Annotated in this window: 19 protein-coding genes, 1 pseudogene and 1 riboswitch; of the genes and pseudogenes, 12 read left to right on the forward strand and 8 right to left on the reverse strand. The window is 59.8% G+C overall.

All coding sequences use genetic code 11. The annotated features are described in order from the left end of the window. Positions 1-63 (reverse strand): annotated as a pseudogene (locus JQM66_RS12820) (hypothetical protein); the annotation flags it as partial. A gap of 138 nt (positions 64-201) precedes the next feature. Between JQM66_RS12820 and JQM66_RS10930 the strand changes: the two are divergent. Then, complete coding sequence (locus JQM66_RS10930) at positions 202-342, forward strand: hypothetical protein (protein WP_235229910.1); 141 nt, start codon at positions 202-204, stop codon at positions 340-342. A gap of 17 nt (positions 343-359) precedes the next feature. Here JQM66_RS10930 and JQM66_RS10935 read toward each other — a convergent pair whose 3' ends face one another. Then, a complete protein-coding gene (locus JQM66_RS10935; protein ID WP_235229911.1) occupies positions 360-848 on the reverse strand; it encodes a hypothetical protein in 489 nt (162 codons plus the stop codon). A 518-nt stretch (positions 849-1,366) separates the two neighbouring features. Here JQM66_RS10935 and JQM66_RS10940 point away from each other — a divergent pair. Continuing rightward, the gene (locus JQM66_RS10940) at positions 1,367-2,518 is read left to right on the forward strand and encodes a hypothetical protein (protein WP_235229912.1); all 1,152 of its coding nucleotides are present in this window, start codon (positions 1,367-1,369) and stop codon (positions 2,516-2,518) included. A gap of 101 nt (positions 2,519-2,619) precedes the next feature. Here the strand turns inward: JQM66_RS10940 and JQM66_RS10945 are convergent, their stop codons facing one another. Further along, entirely contained in the window at positions 2,620-4,293 is a 1,674-nt protein-coding gene (locus JQM66_RS10945) for a formate--tetrahydrofolate ligase (protein ID WP_235229913.1), read from the reverse strand. A 418-nt stretch (positions 4,294-4,711) separates the two neighbouring features. Between JQM66_RS10945 and abc-f the strand changes: the two genes are divergently transcribed. Further along, the gene (abc-f, locus tag JQM66_RS10950) at positions 4,712-6,193 is read left to right on the forward strand and encodes a ribosomal protection-like ABC-F family protein (protein WP_235229914.1); all 1,482 of its coding nucleotides are present in this window, start codon (positions 4,712-4,714) and stop codon (positions 6,191-6,193) included. Positions 6,194-6,240: 47 nt separating this feature from the next. Here abc-f and asnS read toward each other — a convergent pair whose 3' ends face one another. From asnS to JQM66_RS10970, 4 genes are all read right to left on the reverse strand, one after another. Beyond that, positions 6,241-7,635 (reverse strand): asparagine--tRNA ligase, encoded by a 1,395-nt coding sequence (asnS, locus tag JQM66_RS10955; RefSeq protein ID WP_235229915.1) that lies wholly within the window; start codon positions 7,633-7,635, stop codon positions 6,241-6,243. Between the two features lie 112 nt (positions 7,636-7,747). Further along, positions 7,748-8,527 (reverse strand): hypothetical protein, encoded by a 780-nt coding sequence (locus tag JQM66_RS10960; protein WP_235229916.1) that lies wholly within the window; start codon positions 8,525-8,527, stop codon positions 7,748-7,750. Positions 8,528-8,577: 50 nt separating this feature from the next. Then, the gene (locus tag JQM66_RS10965) at positions 8,578-9,411 is read right to left on the reverse strand and encodes a DUF3021 family protein (protein ID WP_235229917.1); all 834 of its coding nucleotides are present in this window, start codon (positions 9,409-9,411) and stop codon (positions 8,578-8,580) included. Then, on the reverse strand, positions 9,408-9,854 hold the full coding sequence (locus tag JQM66_RS10970) for a LytTR family DNA-binding domain-containing protein (protein WP_407946020.1): 447 nt from the start codon (positions 9,852-9,854) through the stop codon (positions 9,408-9,410). The genes JQM66_RS10965 and JQM66_RS10970 overlap by 4 nt, the downstream gene beginning before the upstream one ends. Positions 9,855-10,034: 180 nt before the next feature. On the opposite strand from JQM66_RS10970, the gene JQM66_RS10975 reads away from it, so the two are divergent. The 9 genes from JQM66_RS10975 to JQM66_RS11015 all read left to right on the forward strand — a co-directional run bounded on the left by JQM66_RS10975 (position 10,035) and on the right by JQM66_RS11015 (position 18,832). Continuing rightward, positions 10,035-11,123, forward strand: a complete 1,089-nt coding sequence (locus JQM66_RS10975; protein ID WP_235229919.1) for a PfkB family carbohydrate kinase — start codon at positions 10,035-10,037, stop codon at positions 11,121-11,123. Positions 11,124-11,151: 28 nt separating this feature from the next. Continuing rightward, positions 11,152-11,679 carry a YgjV family protein gene (locus tag JQM66_RS10980; RefSeq protein WP_235229920.1) on the forward strand — a complete coding sequence of 176 codons (528 nt, stop codon included), beginning with the start codon at positions 11,152-11,154 and terminating at the stop codon, positions 11,677-11,679. Between the two features lie 14 nt (positions 11,680-11,693). Beyond that, on the forward strand, positions 11,694-12,617 hold the full coding sequence (locus JQM66_RS10985) for a pseudouridine-5'-phosphate glycosidase (RefSeq protein ID WP_235229921.1): 924 nt from the start codon (positions 11,694-11,696) through the stop codon (positions 12,615-12,617). 66 nt (positions 12,618-12,683) lie between these two features. Continuing rightward, positions 12,684-13,043 (forward strand): DUF1294 domain-containing protein, encoded by a 360-nt coding sequence (locus JQM66_RS10990; protein WP_235229922.1) that lies wholly within the window; start codon positions 12,684-12,686, stop codon positions 13,041-13,043. A gap of 13 nt (positions 13,044-13,056) precedes the next feature. Beyond that, entirely contained in the window at positions 13,057-13,845 is a 789-nt protein-coding gene (locus tag JQM66_RS10995; RefSeq protein ID WP_235229923.1) for a ZIP family metal transporter, read from the forward strand. A gap of 75 nt (positions 13,846-13,920) precedes the next feature. Then, positions 13,921-15,198 carry an L-cysteine desulfidase family protein gene (locus JQM66_RS11000; protein WP_235229924.1) on the forward strand — a complete coding sequence of 426 codons (1,278 nt, stop codon included), beginning with the start codon at positions 13,921-13,923 and terminating at the stop codon, positions 15,196-15,198. A 328-nt stretch (positions 15,199-15,526) separates the two neighbouring features. Further along, a complete protein-coding gene (locus JQM66_RS11005; protein WP_235229925.1) occupies positions 15,527-16,249 on the forward strand; it encodes an MgtC/SapB family protein in 723 nt (240 codons plus the stop codon). Between the two features lie 16 nt (positions 16,250-16,265). Next, positions 16,266-16,958: an MgtC/SapB family protein gene (locus tag JQM66_RS11010; RefSeq protein ID WP_235229926.1), complete on the forward strand. Its 693-nt coding sequence runs from the start codon at positions 16,266-16,268 to the stop codon at positions 16,956-16,958. A gap of 280 nt (positions 16,959-17,238) precedes the next feature. Continuing rightward, positions 17,239-17,331, forward strand: a riboswitch (glycine riboswitch). A gap of 94 nt (positions 17,332-17,425) precedes the next feature. Then, positions 17,426-18,832, forward strand: coding sequence for an alanine/glycine:cation symporter family protein (locus JQM66_RS11015; protein ID WP_235229927.1), 1,407 nt, complete (start codon positions 17,426-17,428; stop codon positions 18,830-18,832). Between the two features lie 49 nt (positions 18,833-18,881). On the opposite strand, the gene JQM66_RS11020 is transcribed toward JQM66_RS11015, so the two are convergent. Continuing rightward, on the reverse strand, positions 18,882-19,574 hold the full coding sequence (locus tag JQM66_RS11020) for an RsiV family protein (protein ID WP_235229928.1): 693 nt from the start codon (positions 19,572-19,574) through the stop codon (positions 18,882-18,884). Positions 19,575-19,758: the final 184 nt, after the last annotated feature.

The raw sequence follows: 19,758 nt of genomic DNA on the forward strand, positions 1-19,758 counted from the left end.
CCTCTGGACGGTCTTGTGGTTTAAGAGAATATTGCGGCTGCGTAGTTCTGTTGTAATGCGGCGGTAACCGTATGGCTATACCCCGCAACAGATTATGTATGCCGTCCGTAATAAAATGATACGGGAATATAAAAAACGCAAAATGGCAACAGTAGAACCCGAAATCACCGAGTTCAAGATCACAAGCGAGGTGAAGGTAAAATGGGCAGCCAAAAGGAACAGGACAAGAAGAAAAAGAAGCGTCAATCCATACTGGAAGCAGAACTTTTTAGGATTATGGAAAAGAGCCTGAAAGCAGCAATGGATAAGGCTCTGGACGATATTTTTCAAGACTGGAAATAATACAAAGCGGTTTTAAGTCATTCATCTACTTCCAGATAATTGCGGGAATAGGCTTGCCCGAAGATCAGGTAAAACATTTTTAAAAAGGATTCAGTGTATTGATACGAAAACCCTTCCACATAGTAAAGATCGGAGAGATAATCATTGACCTCCGCCGCCGTGATTTCATCCACGAACCGCTTGCCGTATTTCGCACAAAGGTGATTATTCCAAAGGCTGTCCTGCTTTTGTTTGGTTCGGTAGGCTCTGTCTTTCCTGCCGTTTCCACAGTATTCCTCATACACTTCTTTGGCGGTTTTCCTGCTAATTTGTTTTGCTTTTGGAGTTTGCTCTTCTTTGATGGCTTCGGCTCTTGCGAGGATAGCAGACCGCTTTGTTTTCATTGGGTTCCCGTTTGCGTCCCGAACTCTTTTTACATCTTTCCGTTTGCCATCGACTGAAATTGTATAGCGAAAGCCCCATCCGCCGCCGTCAAGTTTGTAAATACCAGTATCGTTTTGTGCCATAACAAAGCCCTCCTGTGGAAGTTGGTGTGGAAGATTTCCACATTGCTATGGCGGTTCGGGTTGAAAACTGAATAGACAGAAACACAAGAAAATCCTTATTTTTCAAGGCTTCACCCATAGGACGCGAAGCGGCCTGCCCGTCGGCGAGACAGATGGCCCGCGACGAGGCCCGTCACGGCAAGGCTTTCGCCGGCCTGCTGAAGCGTTACTTCTAATCGACTGAAATCCCTGATACAGCAAGGATTTATCCAAGAGGAGATCACGAAAGTGGTCTCCTCTTTTTTTGTGCCCTCTGCCGGAGGTGTGCAAATCAATGTGTAAAGTGAATTTCCTGCGCATGTGCGATTCTTCAAATAGAAGCTTTCCTTGACCTCTTATTTTGCCATGATATAATATTGAGGAAAGTAAATTAAAAAGTTGTGTCAAAGCATGCACAGATTTGGAGGAAAGGCGTATAACAGCATAAAAAAATGTTGAAATTACTATGCTTTGTTTTCTTTTGCGAGATGATGCTTATCATGGCAGGATGCAACCAACAGCAGGCGGGGTTGAGCGAATCACCTGAAGAACAAGCAGAGGAGAAGTCCCCAACTGAAGAGCAAGTCAACGAACAAAGCGAGCTGCCCATGCAGAACGAGGAAAACCCTGTTGATTTAGTTCTCCTCTGGCATGAGCACGAGATATACCTAGGTCAGGTGTTTGGTGATATCCCGGATTGGGGTGATACGGTTGAGGTATTCAAGGACGGAAAGGATGGAGAATTGGTTGAAAATTTTACCGTGAAGTCTGAGGAACCGGAAACCATGAGCGCGGAGATCTCCGGTGCGGGGCAAATATGCCTGACGAAGCTGAAATCTTTTGAAGGAAGAAACATTCCGTTTACGATTACTTATAAGGGACAAGAGTACATTTTCCTTTGCAACGACGATTCGTGGGTAGCTGAGGAGACGCCGCAAGAAAATGGACAAGGTACCCAAACGGGACCTGCAATGAATCATCAGGATACCCCTTATGCTGACGAGTATGTCAAATTCACCAAGCGGCAGTATACGGATGAGGAACTGCAGGCCTTTGTGGATGCTGACCTGTCTTTCCAGGATGCCTGCGACAAGCTGTCCACCGTTTCGGATGTTGTCCAGTATCTCTATCTGCGGGGCTATCAATTCGCGCCGGATGACGCCGGTACAGAGGCATCTACCCGCTATAGGCTGAACAGCGGGGCCTGCGTGGGGGATTCGGCATTGCTCAATGCCCTGCTGGAGGGCGATTATGATGAACAGGGCTATGTATATATTTTTTACGCACGGGGAGAGCACGTATTTGACTACTTTGTAAAGAATGGCGTTTATTATTACTGCGACCTTGTGGGCGGGCCGTTCAACGACAGAGGGGCGGATCCCAAGAAAAACCCGGTTTGCCACATTACAACAGACCCCAGTACGCTCTATGAGGCGTGGAAACAGCTGGAGCCAAATGATTTGGATGACAGTAATAGCGATATGTATCTGGCAATTATGTATATGACTGCTTACTGTGGAGACCCCACCATGCCGACCACCAGACTGATCGACACGCCATCTGGGACATACGCCCATATTCCCCTCAGCCCTGCCGAGAAAAAGAGCCAGCAAATCCTGTTTTTGAGGGATGGCTACACCTTTGAGTTTTGACCATTATGAAAGAGCAACTGTCATTTACGACAGCTGCTCTTTTGGCTGGAATAACGCAAAAGAAGGGCGGGATTCCCCACCCTTCTTTGATCCATAAATGTTCAGAACAACCCGGTGATCTTGCCGTTCTCGTCCACGTCGATCTTCTCGGCAGCAGGCACCTTGGGCAAGCCCGGCATGGTCATGATGTCGCCGGTCAGGGCCACCAGGAACCCGGCACCGGCGGAGACCTTCAGATTCCGCACCGTGATGGTGAAATCCTTGGGGGCACCCAGCTTGGCGGCGTCGTCGGAGAAGCTGTACTGGGTCTTTGCCATGCAGATGGGCAGCTTGTCGAAGCCCAGGGCCTCCAGCTCCTTCATCTGCTTCCGGGCACCTGCCGTCAGCTCCACGCCGTCGGCATGGTAGATCTTGGTGGCGATGTCGTTCAGCTTCTGTTCAATGCTGTCCTCGGTGTCGTAGGCGAAGCGGAAGTCATTGGGCTGCTCGCACAGACGGACGACCTCCTGAGCCAGGGCAATGCCGCCCTCGCCGCCCTTGGCCCAGACCTCGGAAAGGGCCACGTTGACGCCCAGCTCCCGGCACTTGTCCTCCACCAGCTTCAGCTCAGCGGCGGTGTCGGTGGGGAAGGCGTTGATGGCCACCACGCAGGGCAGCTGATAGACCTTGGTGATGTTCTCCACGTGCTGCAGCAGGTTGGGCAGGCCCTTCTCCAGGGCTTCCAGATTCTCGGTATTCAGGTCAGCCTTGGCCACGCCGCCGTGGTTCTTCAGGGCACGGACAGTGGCGACCACCACCACGGCACTGGGCTTGAGGCCCGCCAGACGGCACTTGATGTCCAGGAACTTCTCAGCGCCCAGGTCCGCGCCGAAGCCGGCCTCGGTGACGGCGTAATCCGCCAGCCGCATAGCCATTTTGGTGGCCATGACGGAGTTGCAGCCGTGGGCGATGTTGGCGAAGGGACCGCCGTGGATGAAGGCAGGAGTGCCCTCCAGAGTCTGGACCAGATTGGGCTTCAGGGCATCCTTCAGCAGGGCGGCCATGGCGCCCTCGGCCTTCAGGTCGTGGGCGGTGACGGGCTTGCCGTCGTAGGTGTAAGCCACCACCATGCGGCCCAAGCGGGCCTTCAGGTCGGGAATGTCGGCGGAGAGGCACAGCACTGCCATGATCTCGGAGGCCACGGTGATATCGAAGCCGTCCTCCCGGGGCACACCCTGCATCCGGCCGCCCAGGCCGTCTACGATGTTGCGGAGCTGGCGGTCGTTCATGTCCACGCAGCGCTTCCAGGTGATCTTCTTTACGTCGATGCCCAGGGCGTTGCCCTGCTGAATGTGGTTGTCCAGCATGGCGGCGCACAGGTTGTTGGCGGCGCCGATGGCGTGGAAGTCGCCGGTGAAGTGGAGGTTGATGTCCTCCATGGGCACCACCTGGGCATAGCCGCCGCCGGCAGCGCCGCCCTTGACGCCGAACACGGGACCCAGGGAGGGCTCCCGCAGGGCCACCAGGGTGTTTTTGCCCAGCTTCCGCATGGCGTCGGCCAGACCCACAGTGGTGGTGGTCTTGCCCTCACCGGCGGGGGTGGGGTTGATGGCAGTGACCAGGATCAGCTTGCCGTCGGGACGCTTGCTCTCCCGCAGCAGGCGGTAGTCCACCTTGGCCTTGTAGTTGCCGTACAGCTCCAGATACTCATTGTCCACCCCGGCGGTCTTGGCGATCTCGGTGATGGGCTTCATGGTGCAGGACTGGGCGATCTCAATGTCGGATAGAATCTTCATGCAGCAGCCTCCATATATCTTCTATATTTAATAGTTCCAAAATAGGTATTACTTTTTCATGCCTGAAAAATATACCATGAATTCTGCGAAAATGGAAGAGCCTTTTCAAAAGAGGAGAGCATATATTTTCACAACCTTAATATAAGAAATGCTAATGGCTTGACAGAAAAGACCAGCCAAACTATAATGAGTGTAAATCAGAGAAAAGGAGTGAAAGGATGATTCCTGTTTCCTGCTGAAATCGGATACGGCGCTGTGGGATTCCCGGGGGGAAGACTGCGCGGCGCCGGGAAGCAGGAAAGAAGTGCATCCTTTTACGCCGTGTCCGCATCGGCCCCACCATAGGGGGGACCATGCCGTTTCATGAGCCGCGGGAGCTTTCCTGCGGCTCATTTTGTATGCATGGGAGGATGATTGGATGTCTTTGATTCAGGTAGAGCACCTGACCTTTGCCTATCCGGGCAGCTATGACAATGTATTTGAGGATGTGAGCTTTCAGATCGACACGGACTGGAAGCTGGGCTTTCTGGGGCGGAACGGTCGGGGAAAGACCACGTTTCTGCGGCTTTTGCAGGGGGAATATGTCTATGAGGGCTGCATCAGCCAGCCGGGCCCCTGCGGGTATTTCCCGCCGCCGGTGCCGGATGCGGGAGCCATGACGCTGGAGGTGCTCTGCGGCCTGTGTCCGGCGGCGGAGGAGTGGGAGCTGCTGCGGGAAACGGGCTTATTGGGCGTGGATGCCGAAGCCCTGTACCGCCCTTTTGACACCCTCTCCAACGGAGAGCGGACCAAGTGCCTGCTGGCGGCCCTGTTCTGCGGAGAGGACCGCTATCTCCTGATCGACGAGCCGACGAACCATCTGGACGCCGCCGGACGGCGGGCGGTGGCGTCGTACCTGCGGCAAAAAAGGGGCTTCCTGCTGGTGTCCCACGACCGGGACTTTCTGGACGGCTGTGTGGACCATATTCTGGCTCTGAACCGGACCGGAGTGGAGGTCCAGAGCGGGACCTTTTCCTCCTGGTGGGAGAACAAGGAACGCCGGGACGCCTTTGAGCAGGCTGAAAATGAAAAGCTGCGGGGAGAGATCAAGCGGCTGGAGCAGTCAGCGGAGGAGAGAAAGCGGAAGGCGGACGCTGTGGAGCGTGCCAAGACCGGGATCTCCTCCCAGGGGATCGTGAAGCACGGCCTGCGGCCCTATCTGGGGGAGAAGTCCCGGAAGGGCCAGCAGCAGCGGAAAAATATGGACCGCCGGGCGGAGCGGGCCATCACAGAGAAGTCCAGCCTGCTGAAGGACCTGGAAAAAACCGAGGCCCTGAAGCTCCATCCCCTGACGGCCCGGGGACGGCTGTGGGATCTGCGGGAGGTGTGCCTGTACTACGGCGAGAAGCGGGTCTGTGGACCCCTGACTTTCCGGATAGAGCCGGGGGAACGACTGGCTGTCCATGGTGGCAACGGCAGCGGCAAATCCACCCTGCTGAAGCTGCTGTGCGGGCAGGAGATCGACTATACCGGGGCCTTGACCCGCCTGTCCGGCCTGACGGTTTCCTATGTGCCCCAGGACACCTCCCGCCTGCGGGGGAGCCTGCGGGACTATGCCCGGGAGAGCGGCGTGGACGAGACGCTGCTGCTGGCGATCCTTCGGAAGCTGGATTTTCCCCGGGCGCAATTTGAAAAGGACATGGCGGACTGGTCCCAGGGGCAGAAGAAAAAGGCGCTCATTGCCCGGAGCCTCTGCGAGAGCGCCCACCTGTATATCTGGGACGAGCCGCTGAATTATCTGGACGTGTGGTCCCGGATGCAGGTGGAGGAGCTGCTGCTGAACGTTCAGCCCACCATGGTGTTCGTGGAACACGACGGTGCCTTCCGAAAGAAGATCGCCACAAGAACCATAGAGATATAAAAAAGAGCACCTGGCCCGTTGGACCAGGTGCTCAATTGATTGGAAGATCAGAACTCCGCGTTGCCCACGGTTCTGGGATGGGGCAGCACGTCCCGGATGTTGCTGACGCCGGTGAGGTACATCACCAGGCGCTCGAAGCCCAGGCCGAAGCCCGCGTGCTTGCAGCTGCCGTAGCGCCGCAGGTCGCAGTACCACCAGTAGTCTTCGGGCTTCATGCCCAGCTCCTTGATGCGGCCCTCCAGCAGCTCCAGGCGCTCCTCACGCTGGCTGCCGCCGATGATCTCGCCGATGCCGGGGACCAGGCAGTCCGCGGCGGCCACGGTCTTGCCGTCGTCGTTCATCCGCATGTAGAAGGCCTTGATCTCCTTGGGATAGTCGGTGACGAACACGGGCTTCTTGTACACCTGCTCGGTGAGATACCGCTCGTGCTCGGTCTGCAGGTCGCAGCCCCAGTACACCTTGTAGTCGAACTTGTCGTTGTTCTTCTCCAGAATGGAGACGGCCTCGGTGTAGGTCACCCGGCCGAAGTCGGAATTCGCCACGTGCTCCAGGCGCTCAATGAGGCCCTTGTCCACGAAGCTGTTGAAGAAGGCCAGCTCGTCGGGGCACTTCCGCATGACTTCCTTGATGGCGAACTTGATCATGGCCTCGGCCACATCCATGTCGCCCTTCAGGTCGGTGAAGGCCATCTCCGGCTCGATCATCCAGAACTCGGCGGCGTGGCGCTGGGTGTTGGAGTTCTCGGCCCGGAAGGTGGGGCCGAAGGTGTACACATCGCCGAAGGCCATGGCGAAGTTCTCGGCGTTCAGCTGGCCGGAGACCGTCAGGTTGGCGGGCTTGCCGAAGAAGTCCTGGGAGAAGTCGATGGTGCCGTCCTCGTTGCGGGGGGGATTCTCGGGGTCCAGGGTGGTGACCCGGAACATCTCACCGGCGCCCTCGCAGTCGCTGGCGGTGATGATGGGGGTGTGGACGTAGACGAAGCCCCGCTCCTGGAAGAACTGGTGGATGGCATAGGCCGCCACGCTCCGCACCCGGAAGGTGGCGGAGAACAGGTTGGTCCGGGGACGCAGGTGCTGGATGGTCCGCAGGAACTCCACGCTGTGGCGCTTCTTCTGCAGGGGATAATCGGGAGTGGAGACGCCCTCCACCTCGATCTTGCTGGCCTTCAGCTCCAGGGGCTGCTTGGCCTCGGGGGTCAGGACCACGGTGCCGGTGACGATCAGGGCGGCGCCCACGTTCTGGGATGCGATCTCGGCATAGTTGGCCAGCGTACCGGCCTCCATGACCACCTGCAGGTTCTTGAAGCAGGAACCGTCGTTCAGCTCCACGAAGCCGAAGTTCTTCATGTCACGGATGGTGCGGGCCCAGCCGCCCACGGTGACCTCTTTGCCGCCCAGCTGTTCACTGTCGGCGAAAATAGCAGCGATTTTTGTATAGCTCATTGAAATTCACCCGTTTTTCTTGTTTTTGGTGGGATATGCACACAATAATGGAGTATTGTACTCCATTTCAAACCGTTTTACAAGAGGAAACGGGGCTTTTTCCGGAAAAGCGTCACGAAATGGCCTCTCCGCCGATGGTATAGCCGTTCCAGTGGCCGCCGGCGGACTGGACGGAGGTGCAGTCGCAGAAGAAATAGGCCCCCAGGCCGCTGCGCCACTTCTGGGCGTCGAAGGTGACGGGCGTCAGGCTGTACACGCCCTCCATCTCTTTTTCCGTGATGGAGAACAGCATGCCGTCCTCCCAGTACAGGTTCTCCCGGTCGATGTAGCCCTGGTCCGCCAGTTCCTCCCAGGTGCCGGTGACCAGCTCCCCGCCGTGACGCCCGGCAAAGGCCCAGGCCACCGCCGCCCGCTCGCTGTCGGACAGGCTGGTGGAGGACAGGTCCATGCCGAGATAGGTCAGGTCGCCGTTCAGGCCGGAGTCCACCTCCCACAGGTCCTCCAGGACCTGCAGGTACAAGGCGCAGCGGTCGTCGAAACCGCCCCTGGCGGTGTTCACGGCGGTGACGCCGCCGAACTGGGCGGGCCAGGTCTCCAGGACAGTGCCGTCATAGGTGACCTTCACCAGTGTGCCGGCAGCCAGGTTCGTATCGTCCTCCGGAGTCAGGGTGTAGATATTCGTGTCCCCGTCCATGCCCGCAAGCAGGAGGGAACCGTCGTTGGAGACTACCCGGCAGACGGCTGTGACAGTCGCGGGCTGGGCGGCTTCTCCGCCGGACTGTTCCTCGTTGGAGGGTGTCCCGCCGGATACAGGTCCGCTGCCGCCGGCCGCGCAGGCTGCCAGCAGACAGATGCAGAAATAAATTGCGAAAAACAACGGCCACTTTTTCATGGAAAACCGCCTCCTTTATCCCGTTGGACGGAAAAGGAAGCGGTTTTGTTTCAGGTATTTTCCCTTTTTTTCCTGAGAAGGACGCCCAAAAGTCCTCCCACCAGGGCGGCGATGGCCGCCACCCAGACCTGGAACAGGGCGCTGGAATTATACAAGAGGAACACGCAGGGCAGGGTCAGTACCCCGCAGAGGACCGGATAGACCAGCCACAGACGGCGGCATCGCTTTGTCAGAGACAGTCCACTGAAAAAGCAAAACAGTGGCAGAATGAGAAAGGGGTAGAAGATGCCGGTCAGCACCGGCACGTCCCGGGAGTCCACCAGCCGCAGCAGCCAGGGCAGCAGCAGTTCTACGCCAGCCGCAAGAAAAGCGTAAGGCAGGGCTTTCTGCCAAGCGGGCCGCTCCGGCTCCTCCGGCAGGCCCACGCCTTTGCGGATGGCCCGGACATCCTGCTGCCAGCCCACGTACCGCACCGCCCACATCAGCAGATAGCACAGCAGAAGCAGTCCCAGCAGGCACAGCCAGGTCTCCCGGTAGGGGAACCACCGGCACTGCCAGCCCGCCAGGGAGAACACCGCCGCCGTCAGCAGAAAGTGAACGCCGGACCAGAGGGCCGTCCGCCGCTCCAGACGGAAGGGAAGCTCTGCCGTCTCAAGGACCGCCCCCAGCAGACCGGACCAGAGGAACTGCACCAGAGCCGCCGTCACCGGATTGCCCCAGCGCTCCGCCATGGCGGCGGTGACCACCGAAACACCGCTCCCGGATGCCGGGAAGGCGAACAGTCCGCCCAGCAGGAATATCAGATATACCAGTGCCACCCCCCGGGGGAACCCCACAGCGGCCCGGCGGGCCAGCTCATGGATGATCTCTCTGCGCTCTGTCACAGTCCCAGCACCTCCTTCATCTTTTTCACATACCTGCGGGAGACGTAGACCGCCACGCTGCCGGACAGGGTCATGCGGATGGTGCCCGTCAGGCTCAGGTCCAGGGCCGTCACCTTTCGCAGATTCACGATCTCCGAGTGGGAGATGCGGACGAACCGGCGGCCCTCCAACTGCTGTTCCAGCTCATAGAGCCGCTCCCGGACGGTATAGACCGCCTCCGGCGTCTGGGCCCGAACGTCCTTGTCCTCGCCGTAAAAGCGAAGGACGGCATCCAAGTCCAGGGGGACGGCGGTGCCGTTGGGGCAAAATCCCAATAGGGGGGTGGCTCCGGCCGCCAGACGGTCCAGCAGGGCATCCACCTCCGGCGTCCGGGCCGGAGCGCGGACCGTTACCTCCGTTCCTGAAAGTGAGGGGTCGATATGCAGTTCGATCTTCACGGGCATCCCTCCGCTCTCGTTTTCTGCGTTCAGTATAGCGGATGGGACCGCGTTCGTCCAGAGGATCAGGGTGAACGGTCAAATTCGCGGGACAAATGGCAAAATAACTGTTGACATCGGTAAGAAGTCTGATAAAATAAGCATTGGATTAGAAAATTAACTTTTGCTTAGAACGGAGGCGGCGCCATGACCCAACGGGAACGGCAGATCCTGAACTGGATCGAGGAGGACCCCATGATCTCCCAGCAGGAGCTGGCAGACAAGGCGGGCATTACCCGGTCCTCTGTGGCGGTGCACATCTCCAATCTGATGAAGAAGGGCTACATCACCGGCAAGGGCTACATCGTCCACACCGCGCCCTACGTGACGGTGGTGGGCGGCGTGAATGTGGACATCGGCGGCCAGCCGTCCAATACGCTGATCCCCCAGGACTCCAACCCCGGCACCGTGGGCATGAGCCTGGGCGGTGTGGGACGGAACATTGCCCACAACATGAGCCTGATGGGGCTGGATGTGCGGCTGGTGACGGCCTTCGGCGACGATATGAACGCCCAGAAGATCGCGGCCAGCTGCGGCGAGCTGGGCATCGACATCTCCCAGTCTCCCATCATCCCCGGCGGGCGGACCAGCACGTACCTGTTCATCAATAACGAGAAGGGCGACATGGCCCTGGCCGTCAGCGACATGGACATCTACCGCCATCTGACGCCCCAGGCCCTTGCCCAGCGCCAGAAGCTGCTCTGCGGCAGCCAGGTGATGGTGATCGACACCAACATCCCGGCCGAGAGTATCGCGTGGCTGGCGGAGAACTGCCAGGTGCCCATCTTTGCGGACCCAGTATCCACTGCTAAGGCGGTCAAGCTGAAGCCGGTGCTGGGAAAGCTCCACACCCTGAAACCCAACCGCATCGAGGCGGAGCTGCTGTCCGGCGTGTCCATCACGGACGAGGAGAGCCTGCGCAAGGCCGCCGACGCGCTGCTTGATACCGGCCTCCACCGGGTGTTCATCTCTTTGGGCGGCGGCGGTGTGTTTGCCGCCGACCGGGCCGGAGGGCGGCTCCACCTGCCGGTGCTGCCTGCCGACATGGTGAACACCACCGGCTGCGGCGACGCCTTTATGGCGGCCATCACCTGGGCCTATCTCCAGGGCACGGACCTGGAGGGCACCGCCCGGGCGGGCCTTGCCGCCAGTGCCATCGCCATGGAGAGCAGCGAGACCATCAATCCCGCCATGAGCGCCGAGACTCTGCAGAAACGGGCTGCGGAGCACCGCTAACTTGATTTTATTAGTAAGAAGGTATCCCATGACATCTATTCCCTTTTGGCTGATCCAACTCATCGGTCTGGTGGGCTCCGTCATCGCCATCACATCCCTGCAAAGCGGCAGCAGGAAGAAAATACTGTCCCTGCAGGTGGTCTGCTGTGTGCTGTGGGTGACCCATTACGGTCTGCTGGGGGCCTGGACCGGAGCACTTATCAACTGCCTGGGGCTGGGTCGGGCCGTGGTCTGCGCCTGCAACGACCGCAAGTGGGCGAAAAGCCCCCTGTGGCTGGTGTTCTTCCTGGTGTGCTACGCCGTGTCCCCGCTGCTTACCTGGGACGGCCCCCACTGCCTGCTGCTGGGCGGCGCCATGATGCTGACCACCGTTGCCCTGTGGGTCCACGATATGCGGCTGACCCGGCTGCTGTTTTTACTGAACTCGCCGCTGGTGCTGCTGTATAACCTGATCGCCCAGTCCTACTCCTGCGCCGCCATCGAGGTGGTGGCCCTGACGTCCTTCGCCTTGGCTGTCTGGCGCTTTGACGTTCACAAACGACCCTGTAATACTTAATGGAGGTATCACATATGAATCGCTATCTGGATATTGCCCCTGAGGTGCAGCAGGCCCTGGCCGAGGGCCGCCCCGTTGTCGCCCTGGAGTCTACCATCATCTCCCACGGCATGCCCTATCCCCAGAACGTGGAGACCGCGCTGAACGTGGAGCGTATCATCCGCGAAAACGGCGCTGTGCCCGCCACCATCGCCGTCATTAAGGGCCGCCTGAAGGCGGGCCTCTCTCCTGAGGAGATCGACTACCTGGGCAAGACCGGAACCGCCGTGGCCAAGGCCAGCCGCCGGGACCTGCCCGTGCTGGTGGCCCAGGGCCGGGACGGCGCCACCACCGTCACCACCACCATGATCATCGCCCACATGGCGGGCATCCAGGTCTTCGCCACCGGCGGCATCGGCGGCGTGCATCGCGGCGCCGAGACTACCATGGACATCTCCGCCGACCTGGAGGAGCTGGCCCATACCCCCGTCATGGTGGTCTGCGCCGGCGCCAAGTCCATTCTGGACCTGGGCCTGACCCTGGAGTACCTGGAGACCCACGGCGTGCCCGTCATCGGCTACGGCACCGAGGAGCTGCCTGCCTTCTACACCCGGAAGTCCGGCTTCAAGGTGGACTACCGCATCGACACCCCCGAAGACCTGGCCAAGGCGTTCTTTGTCAAGCAGGATATGGGCCTGGGCGGCGGTATGCTGGTGACCAACCCCATCCCCGAGGAGTTCTCCATGGACGCCGACGTCATCAACAAGGCCATCGATGAGGCCGTGGCCGAGGCCAACAAGCTGGGCATCCACGGCAAGGAGACCACGCCCTTCCTGCTGGCCAAGATCAAGGATCTGACCGGCGGCGACTCCCTGGCCTCCAATATCCAGCTGGTGTACAACAACGCCCGGCTGGCGGCCAAGACCGCCGGTGAGCTGTGCGAGCTTGCCAAGAACTGAGAAGTTTGATAAAATGAACTGGACGGAAAGCGCTTTCCGTCCAGTTTGATTTTTGGGAGGCTGCGAATGAACAAAACGCTTTTTACGCCGGAGGGTACCACGGCCACGCTTTTCGCGGTGGTGGGGAATCCCTGGGCGCTGCTGGGCTGTTATTTGCTGGTGATGAATCTTGTCACCTTTTTCGTGTTTGGGTTCGATAAGTGGAAGGCAAAGTACAAGGAGAAGCATGAGACGGCCCGTCGGGTGCCGGAAAAAACGCTGTTTTTGCTGGCAGCCCTGGGCGGCAGTGTGGGAGCCCTGCTGGGCATGCGGGTGTGGCACCACAAGACGCTGCATAAGAGCTTCCGCTTCGGCATCCCGGCGATCCTGATTTTGCAGATCGTGATCCCGGCGGGGCTGTATCTCTATTGGAATGTGATCCGGTAAAAGGAGAGAGAAGATGCTGCAACGAGAACTGCTTTACGCCGCCCTGGGGACGGGCTTTACCTGCCTTGCCACGGTGCTGGGCGCGGGCATGGTGTTCTTTTTCAAAAAAGAGATGTCCCACACCATGCAGAAGGTGTTTCTGGGCTTTGCCGCCGGGGTGATGATCGCGGCGTCGGTGTGGTCCCTGCTGATCCCCGCCATGGAGATGGCGGAGAGCCGGGGCCAGAGTGTGATCCTGCCGGTGGGCGGCGGCTTCGTGCTGGGCGGACTGTTCCTCATGGCCCTGGACCGGCTGCTGCCCCATCTCCACATCGGCAGTGACGAGGCGGAGGGCCTGCCGGCCCACTGGAAGCGGACCACCATGATCGTGCTGGCGGTGACGCTGCACAACATCCCGGAGGGGATGGCGGTGGGCCTCAGCTTCTCCGTGGCGGCCCGGGAGGGCGGTGCCCTGGCGGGTGCTGTGGCGCTGGCCCTGGGCATGGGACTGCAGAACTTCCCGGAGGGGGCGGCGGTGTCCTTGCCCATGAAGTCCCAGGGAGTGTCCAGGAAAAAGGCATTCCTCTGCGGCGCGGCCAGCGGTATCGTGGAGCCAATCTTCGGCCTGCTGACAGTGCTGGTAGCTGGCAGCGTCGCGGGCATCATGCCCTGGGTGCTGTCCTTTGCCGCAGGCGCCATGATCTACGTGGTGGTGGAGGAGCTGATCCCGGAGGCTCAGTTGGGAGAGCACTCCCACGCGGGCACCGCCAGTGTGATGGCGGGCTTTCTGGTGATGATGCTGCTGGATGTGCTGTTGGGCTGAAGCAGGACCGGTCCGGGCTTGCTCCCGCACCGGTTTTCCTGTATAATAAGAAAAAACAAAGAGGAGGCGCAGGAAATGGAACGGACGTCCCACTATGAAGATTACGTCAAGATCCTGGAAGAGGAACTGATCCCCGCCATGGGCTGCACGGAGCCCATCGCCATCGCCCTGGCCGCCGCCAAGGCCCGGGAGGCTCTGGGCACCGAACCGGAGCAGTGCCGGGTGGAGGTCAGCGGCAACATTATTAAGAACGTGAAGGCTGTCACGGTGCCCAACACCGGCGGCCTGAAGGGCATCGAGGCCTCCGCCGCGGCGGGCATGGCCGCCGGCCGTCCGGAACTGGGGCTGGAGGTGCTGTCTCAGGTCACACCGGAGGAGATCGAGGCCATGAAGGCCCTGATGGAGCGCTGCGCCATCCGGGTGGTGCCCGCCCTGGGAGACCGGGTGTTTTTCATCAACGTGACAGTGATGGCCGGGGAGCATACCGCCTGCTGTGAGATCGTGGATTTCCACACCAACATCGTCCGCATCCAGCGGGATACGGAGGTGCTGTTCCAGGCGGAAGCCAGCGCCGGAGACGGCGAGGAGCAGACCGACCGCTCCGTCCTCAGCGTGGAGGAGATCGTGGCCTTTGCCGACTGTTTGGACACCGCCGATGTGGCCGAGCTGCTGGACCGGCAGATCGCCTATAACACCGCCATCTCCGAGGCGGGCATGAAGGGTGGCTGGGGCGCCGAGGTGGGCCGCACCCTGCGGAGCCTCTACGGCGACGATGTGGCAGTCCGGGCCAAGGCGGCTGCCGCCGCGGGCTCCGACGCCCGTATGAGCGGATGCGAACTGCCGGTGGTGATCGTCTCCGGCAGCGGCAACCAGGGCATGACCACCTCCCTGCCGGTGATCGAATATGCACGGGACATGGGGGCCAGCCATGAGGAACTGCTGCGGGCGCTGACAGTGGCAAACCTGGTGACTATCCACCAGAAGACCGGCATCGGCCGTTTGTCCGCCTTCTGCGGGGCCGTCAGCGCCGGCTGCGGCGCGGCGGCGGGCATCGCCTATCTGAAGGGCGGCCGCTATCAGATCATTGCCCACACCATCGCCAACACCCTGGCCATCTGCTCCGGTATGATCTGCGACGGGGCCAAGCCCTCCTGCGCGGCCAAAATCGCCGCCGCGGTGGACGCAGGCCTCATGGGCTACCACATGTATGTCAACGGCGGCCATGAGTTTGTGGGCGGCGAGGGCATTATCAAGAAAGGCGTGGAGAACACCATCGACAACGTGGGCCGCCTGGCCCGGCTGGGCATGCGGGGCACCGACCAGGAGATCCTGGACATTATGGTGGGCCGGTAAATCAAGAAACAGCAGATGCTCCGGGAGTTCGCTCCCGGAGCATCTTTTCGGAAACGTTTCAGAGGGAGATACAGGGAAGAAACACCAGGAGATAGGAAACGCTATGTCGAAACAAACAAAAAAGTAAAAATAAAATGCAAAAATATTGACAAAGTTTCATAGAAATGGTATTAATATAGATTACATAAAGAATGTCTTGAATTCGCAAACGTTTGAGAACCTATATGATCTGACAGAGTGTGTGATATAGGGGAAGGAAGAAATGGCGGAAGGCCAGTTCTTCCTTTCCAATTTATATGGTCCTGTCGGAGAGGGGAGGAATACCTGCATGGAGTGTCTGAATTTCCTGCGGGAACTGAATATCTGGTCGGTGATGCTGCGGCTGGTCATGGCCATGGCCTTCGGCGGCCTGATTGGCATGGAGCGCGGGAAGAAGCGCCGGGCCGCCGGCTTCCGTACATACATGCTGGTATGCCTCGGCGCGGCGCTGACCATGCTGCTGAGCCAGTATGAGTATGGGATGCTGACCGGCGCCTGGGCGGAGACCGCCGGGGAGGTGGGCATCCGCACGGATGTGTCCCGCTTCGGTGCCCAGGTCATCAACGGCATCGGCTTCCTGGGCGCGGGCACCATCATCGTCACCGGCCGCCAGGAGGTGAAGGGCCTGACCACGGCGGCGGGCCTGTGGGCCTCCGCCTGCATGGGTCTTGCCATCGGCGCGGGCTTCTATGAGTGTGTGGTGCTGGCATTCCTTCTGATCTTTCTGTCCATCCGGCTGCTGCCCTATCTGGAGAATTTCGTGGTGGAAAATGCCCGGAATATGAACATCTATGTGGAGTTCGAATCCCTGGATGACGTGGGTGATATTATCGGCCGCATCAAGGCTCAGGATGTCCAGATCTATGAGGTGGACATTGACCATGGCCGTGAAGAGAAGCTGCGCAATCCCAGCGCGGTGTTCTCCATCCGGCTGAACCACAAGCAGGTGCACACCCAGGTGCTGGCGGCCATCTCCGAGCTGGAGACCGTCCGCACCATCGACGAGATCTGAGAGAGGAGGAACGGCCATGTTATCTGTTTTTGACAGCCTGCGGGACGTGAATATGGTGTCCATAACGGTTCGAATGGTCCTGGCGGTGCTGTGCGGCGGCATCATCGGCATCGAGCGGGAGTACAAGCGGCGGCCCGCCGGCTTCCGCACCCATATCCTGATCTGCCTGGGCGCGGCCATGACCACCCTCACCAGCCAGTTCCTGTATCTGCAGATGCACTATTACACGGATATGGCCCGCCTGGGCGCCCAGGTAGTGGCAGGTGTGGGCTTCATCGGCGCCGGCACCATCATCGTGACCCAGCGCCAGCGGGTCAAGGGCCTGACCACGGCGGCGGGCCTGTGGGCCTCCGCCATCATCGGCCTGGCCATCGGCGGCGGCTTCTATGAGGGGGCGCTCTTTGCCACCTTCCTGATCATCCTGGCGGAGCTGCTGTTCTCCAAGCTGGAGTACCGGATGCTGGAGAACGCCCCGGAGATCAACCTGTACATGGAATATACCGACAGAAGCTGCCTGGAGCAGGTGCTGAAGCTGTACCGGGAGAAGAATGTGAAGGTTCTGAATATGGAGATTACCCGGGCCACCGGCAGCGAGCATCACAACGCCTGCGCCATTTTCTCCCTGCGGCTTCATAAGAAGTGCAAGGTGGAGCCGTTACTGGATGCCATCCACTGCGTGGAGGGCGTTGCCGCCGTGGAGGAGCTGTAAGCCTCTCGCGGACGGCGCGGACATCTTTCCAAACAGTTGTCTTTTCATCATGTAACAAACGCCGGTCCGGGACATCCGGACCGGCGTTTGTCCATAACGGGAGAATGAGCGTCGTTCATCGACGGACGATTTGTCGAAAAAGACGGTTGACAACAGCTGGCGGACATGGTAAGGTAGTACCACAATTTGATAACGGCAAACGAAGTTTCTAGGGGAACGGCGAAAGCCTGCCGAAGGAGTGAAACTCTCAGGCGCCCGGATACGGGCAGGGACTAGAAATGGATGTGGCTCTGGAGAAGCCCGGTGACGGGTACCGAAGGTGCAAGGCGGCGCAGCCGCTGAATCTCTCAGGTAAAAGGACAGAGTAGGGAAACGTGGACGGGACCGTCCGCGCATCTCTGTGTTTTCTTTTCCGGGGCAGCTGGTTTTCAGCTGGTCCGTTTATTTTTTCAGGAGGGAAAACAACCATGTTCGCATCTGTGGAATCCGCGCTGCTCGACGTCGTCGTCAAAATCAATACGTATCTGTCCAACTACATTCTGGTCTTCCTGCTGATCGCGGTGGGCCTGTGGTACTCCATCAAGACCCGCTTCGTCCAGGTCCGCTGCTTCGGCGAGGGTATGAAGAAGGTCTTCGGCAACCTGACTCTGAACGGCAAGAAGCACGACAGCGGCATGACCTCTTTCCAGGCTCTGGCCACTGCCATCGCCGCCCAGGTGGGCACCGGCAACATCGTGGGTGCCTCCGGCGCCATCCTGACCGGCGGCCCCGGCGCCATCTTCTGGATGTGGATCATCGCTTTCTTCGGCATGGCCACCATCTACGCGGAGGCCACCCTGGCCCTGAAGACCCGCGTTGTGGATAAGGACGGCACCATCCACGGCGGCCCCGTGTATTACATCACCACCGCCTTCAAGGGCGGCTTCGGTAAGTTCCTGGCGGGCTTCTTCGCTGTGGCCATCATCCTGGCCCTGGGCTTCATGGGCTGCATGGTCCAGTCCAACTCCATCGGCTCCACCTTCCAGACCGCTTTCGGCATCCCCTCCTGGGTCGTGGGTATCGTGCTGGTCATCATCTGCGGCTTCATCTTCCTGGGCGGCATGCAGCGTCTGGCCTCTGTCACGGAGAAGATCGTCCCCATCATGGCTGCCATCTTCCTGGTGGGCGGTCTGGTGATCCTCATTGCCCGCATCCAGTATCTCCCCGCCACCTTCGGCATGATCTTCAAGTACGCCTTCCAGCCCCAGGCCATCATCGGCGGCGGCTTCGGCTATGCCATCAAGACCGCCATCAGCCAGGGCGCCAAGCGCGGCCTGTTCTCCAATGAGGCCGGTATGGGCTCCACCCCCCACGCCCACGCCCAGGCCAATGTGGCCCATCCCCACGATCAGGGCGTGGTGGCCATGATCGGCGTGTTCATCGACACCTTCGTGGTGCTGACCCTGAACGCCCTGGTCATCATCTCCACCCTGTACACCTCCGACGGCATCCTGGCCACCGGCGCCATCCCCGAGGGTATCGGCAAGGCCAACCTGGCCCAGACGGCCTTCGGCACCGTGTTCGGCCAGAGCTTCGGTGCTGCCTTCGTGGCCATCTGCCTGTTCTTCTTCGCTTTCTCCACGGTGCTGAGCTGGAATATGTTCGGCAAGATCAACGTCATTTACCTGTTCGGCAAGAAGTCCACCGTGGTCTATTCCGTCATCGCCCTGGTGTTCATCTTCCTGGGCACCCTGATGAGCAACGACCTGGTGTGGGAGCTGACCGACATGTTCAACAACCTGATGGTCATCCCCAACGCCATCGCCCTGTTCGCCCTGACCGGCATGGTGGTCAAGTCCGTCGCAGAGCGGGACGGCAGCAAGCTGAGCAAGTAAAACGCTCCGAATAGGAAAACCGGGAACGGCAGTGCCGTTCCCGGTTTTTTTATGGTTCCGCCGGAGGGCGGAGGCGGGCGAAGGCACCCTCGCCCAGCTGGGTGTAGGGGATCGTAAAGGCTGGGATGCCCTCTGCGGCGGGGGCAATGGCGTACATGGGGAAAAAGACGGTCAGGCCCTCCGAGGTCAGGTAATAATTCTGGGAATTGAAGCGGCGGCGCAGGTCCTGGGGGCGGCGGAGGTGGTATTGGGCCGCGCCCGCCCGCTCCTGCCGCTGGATCTCCTCTGCCGCCAGTGCCATCAGCTGCCGCTTCCAGGGGCTGCGGGCCGGGAAAAAGTCTCCCAGGGGAATGGGATAACCCGCCGCCAGGTCCCAGGTGTCGCCCCGCCGTGTCAGGAGGGTCTGGCCCGGCAGCGTCACCTCCCGGGACTGGGTGTACAGGCTCAGGAGCCCCTGGTCCTGCCAGGTGACCCGGTACTCCAGGGCGGCGTGAAAACAGGGGAGCGGGGCGCTGATGGCCAGCGCCGCCCGATACTCCGCCTCTGCCAGGGGGAACAGCCATTTTTCGCAGTAGCGCAGGAAGGAGCGGCACTGCAGCTGATAGTACCGCCGGATGCGGCGGGAGATGCTGTCCGCAGCCGGGACCGGCTCCGGCACGGAGACCGACGCCGTCAGCACGGGAATATCCTCGATGGTCCACTCCCGCTCCGCGGTAAAGGGCTGCAGATGGATGTTTGTCATGGTGTGCCCCTCCTTTTCATCTGTCCCAGTATACGCGGCATAGGAAAGGAGGTGAAAAAGTCGTTCATACTTTAAAGTATCAAAAAATTCACATTTACCCCCTTTACTTTCACGCAGTACAATGCTAAAATATAAGAGCTTGCGGTGGAGATGCCGCTAATTACACAGAACCATGCCAGGGGAG

The sequence above is a fragment of the Oscillibacter valericigenes genome, assembly GCF_021531915.1.
GTDB classification, from domain to species: domain Bacteria; phylum Bacillota; class Clostridia; order Oscillospirales; family Oscillospiraceae; genus Oscillibacter; species Oscillibacter valericigenes_A.

What these genes read in the sequence shown, in the direction of transcription:
- JQM66_RS11010 (WP_235229926.1), top strand. Translation starts at nt 16,266, where the DNA reads ATGTTATCTGTTTTTGACAGCCTGCGGGACGTGAATATGGTGTCCATA.
- JQM66_RS10935 (WP_235229911.1), bottom strand. Translation starts at nt 848, where the DNA reads ATGGCACAAAACGATACTGGTATTTACAAACTTGACGGCGGCGGATGG.
- JQM66_RS10970 (WP_407946020.1), bottom strand. Translation starts at nt 9,854, where the DNA reads ATGCCCGTGAAGATCGAACTGCATATCGACCCCTCACTTTCAGGAACG.
- JQM66_RS10980 (WP_235229920.1), top strand. Translation starts at nt 11,152, where the DNA reads ATGACATCTATTCCCTTTTGGCTGATCCAACTCATCGGTCTGGTGGGC.
- JQM66_RS10940 (WP_235229912.1), top strand. Translation starts at nt 1,367, where the DNA reads ATGGCAGGATGCAACCAACAGCAGGCGGGGTTGAGCGAATCACCTGAA.
- JQM66_RS10975 (WP_235229919.1), top strand. Translation starts at nt 10,035, where the DNA reads ATGACCCAACGGGAACGGCAGATCCTGAACTGGATCGAGGAGGACCCC.
- JQM66_RS10990 (WP_235229922.1), top strand. Translation starts at nt 12,684, where the DNA reads ATGAACAAAACGCTTTTTACGCCGGAGGGTACCACGGCCACGCTTTTC.
- JQM66_RS10945 (WP_235229913.1), bottom strand. Translation starts at nt 4,293, where the DNA reads ATGAAGATTCTATCCGACATTGAGATCGCCCAGTCCTGCACCATGAAG.
- abc-f (WP_235229914.1), top strand. Translation starts at nt 4,712, where the DNA reads ATGTCTTTGATTCAGGTAGAGCACCTGACCTTTGCCTATCCGGGCAGC.
- JQM66_RS10995 (WP_235229923.1), top strand. Translation starts at nt 13,057, where the DNA reads ATGCTGCAACGAGAACTGCTTTACGCCGCCCTGGGGACGGGCTTTACC.
- JQM66_RS11000 (WP_235229924.1), top strand. Translation starts at nt 13,921, where the DNA reads ATGGAACGGACGTCCCACTATGAAGATTACGTCAAGATCCTGGAAGAG.
- JQM66_RS11020 (WP_235229928.1), bottom strand. Translation starts at nt 19,574, where the DNA reads ATGACAAACATCCATCTGCAGCCCTTTACCGCGGAGCGGGAGTGGACC.
- JQM66_RS11015 (WP_235229927.1), top strand. Translation starts at nt 17,426, where the DNA reads ATGTTCGCATCTGTGGAATCCGCGCTGCTCGACGTCGTCGTCAAAATC.
- asnS (WP_235229915.1), bottom strand. Translation starts at nt 7,635, where the DNA reads ATGAGCTATACAAAAATCGCTGCTATTTTCGCCGACAGTGAACAGCTG.
- JQM66_RS10930 (WP_235229910.1), top strand. Translation starts at nt 202, where the DNA reads ATGGGCAGCCAAAAGGAACAGGACAAGAAGAAAAAGAAGCGTCAATCC.
- JQM66_RS11005 (WP_235229925.1), top strand. Translation starts at nt 15,527, where the DNA reads ATGGAGTGTCTGAATTTCCTGCGGGAACTGAATATCTGGTCGGTGATG.
- JQM66_RS10985 (WP_235229921.1), top strand. Translation starts at nt 11,694, where the DNA reads ATGAATCGCTATCTGGATATTGCCCCTGAGGTGCAGCAGGCCCTGGCC.
- JQM66_RS10960 (WP_235229916.1), bottom strand. Translation starts at nt 8,527, where the DNA reads ATGAAAAAGTGGCCGTTGTTTTTCGCAATTTATTTCTGCATCTGTCTG.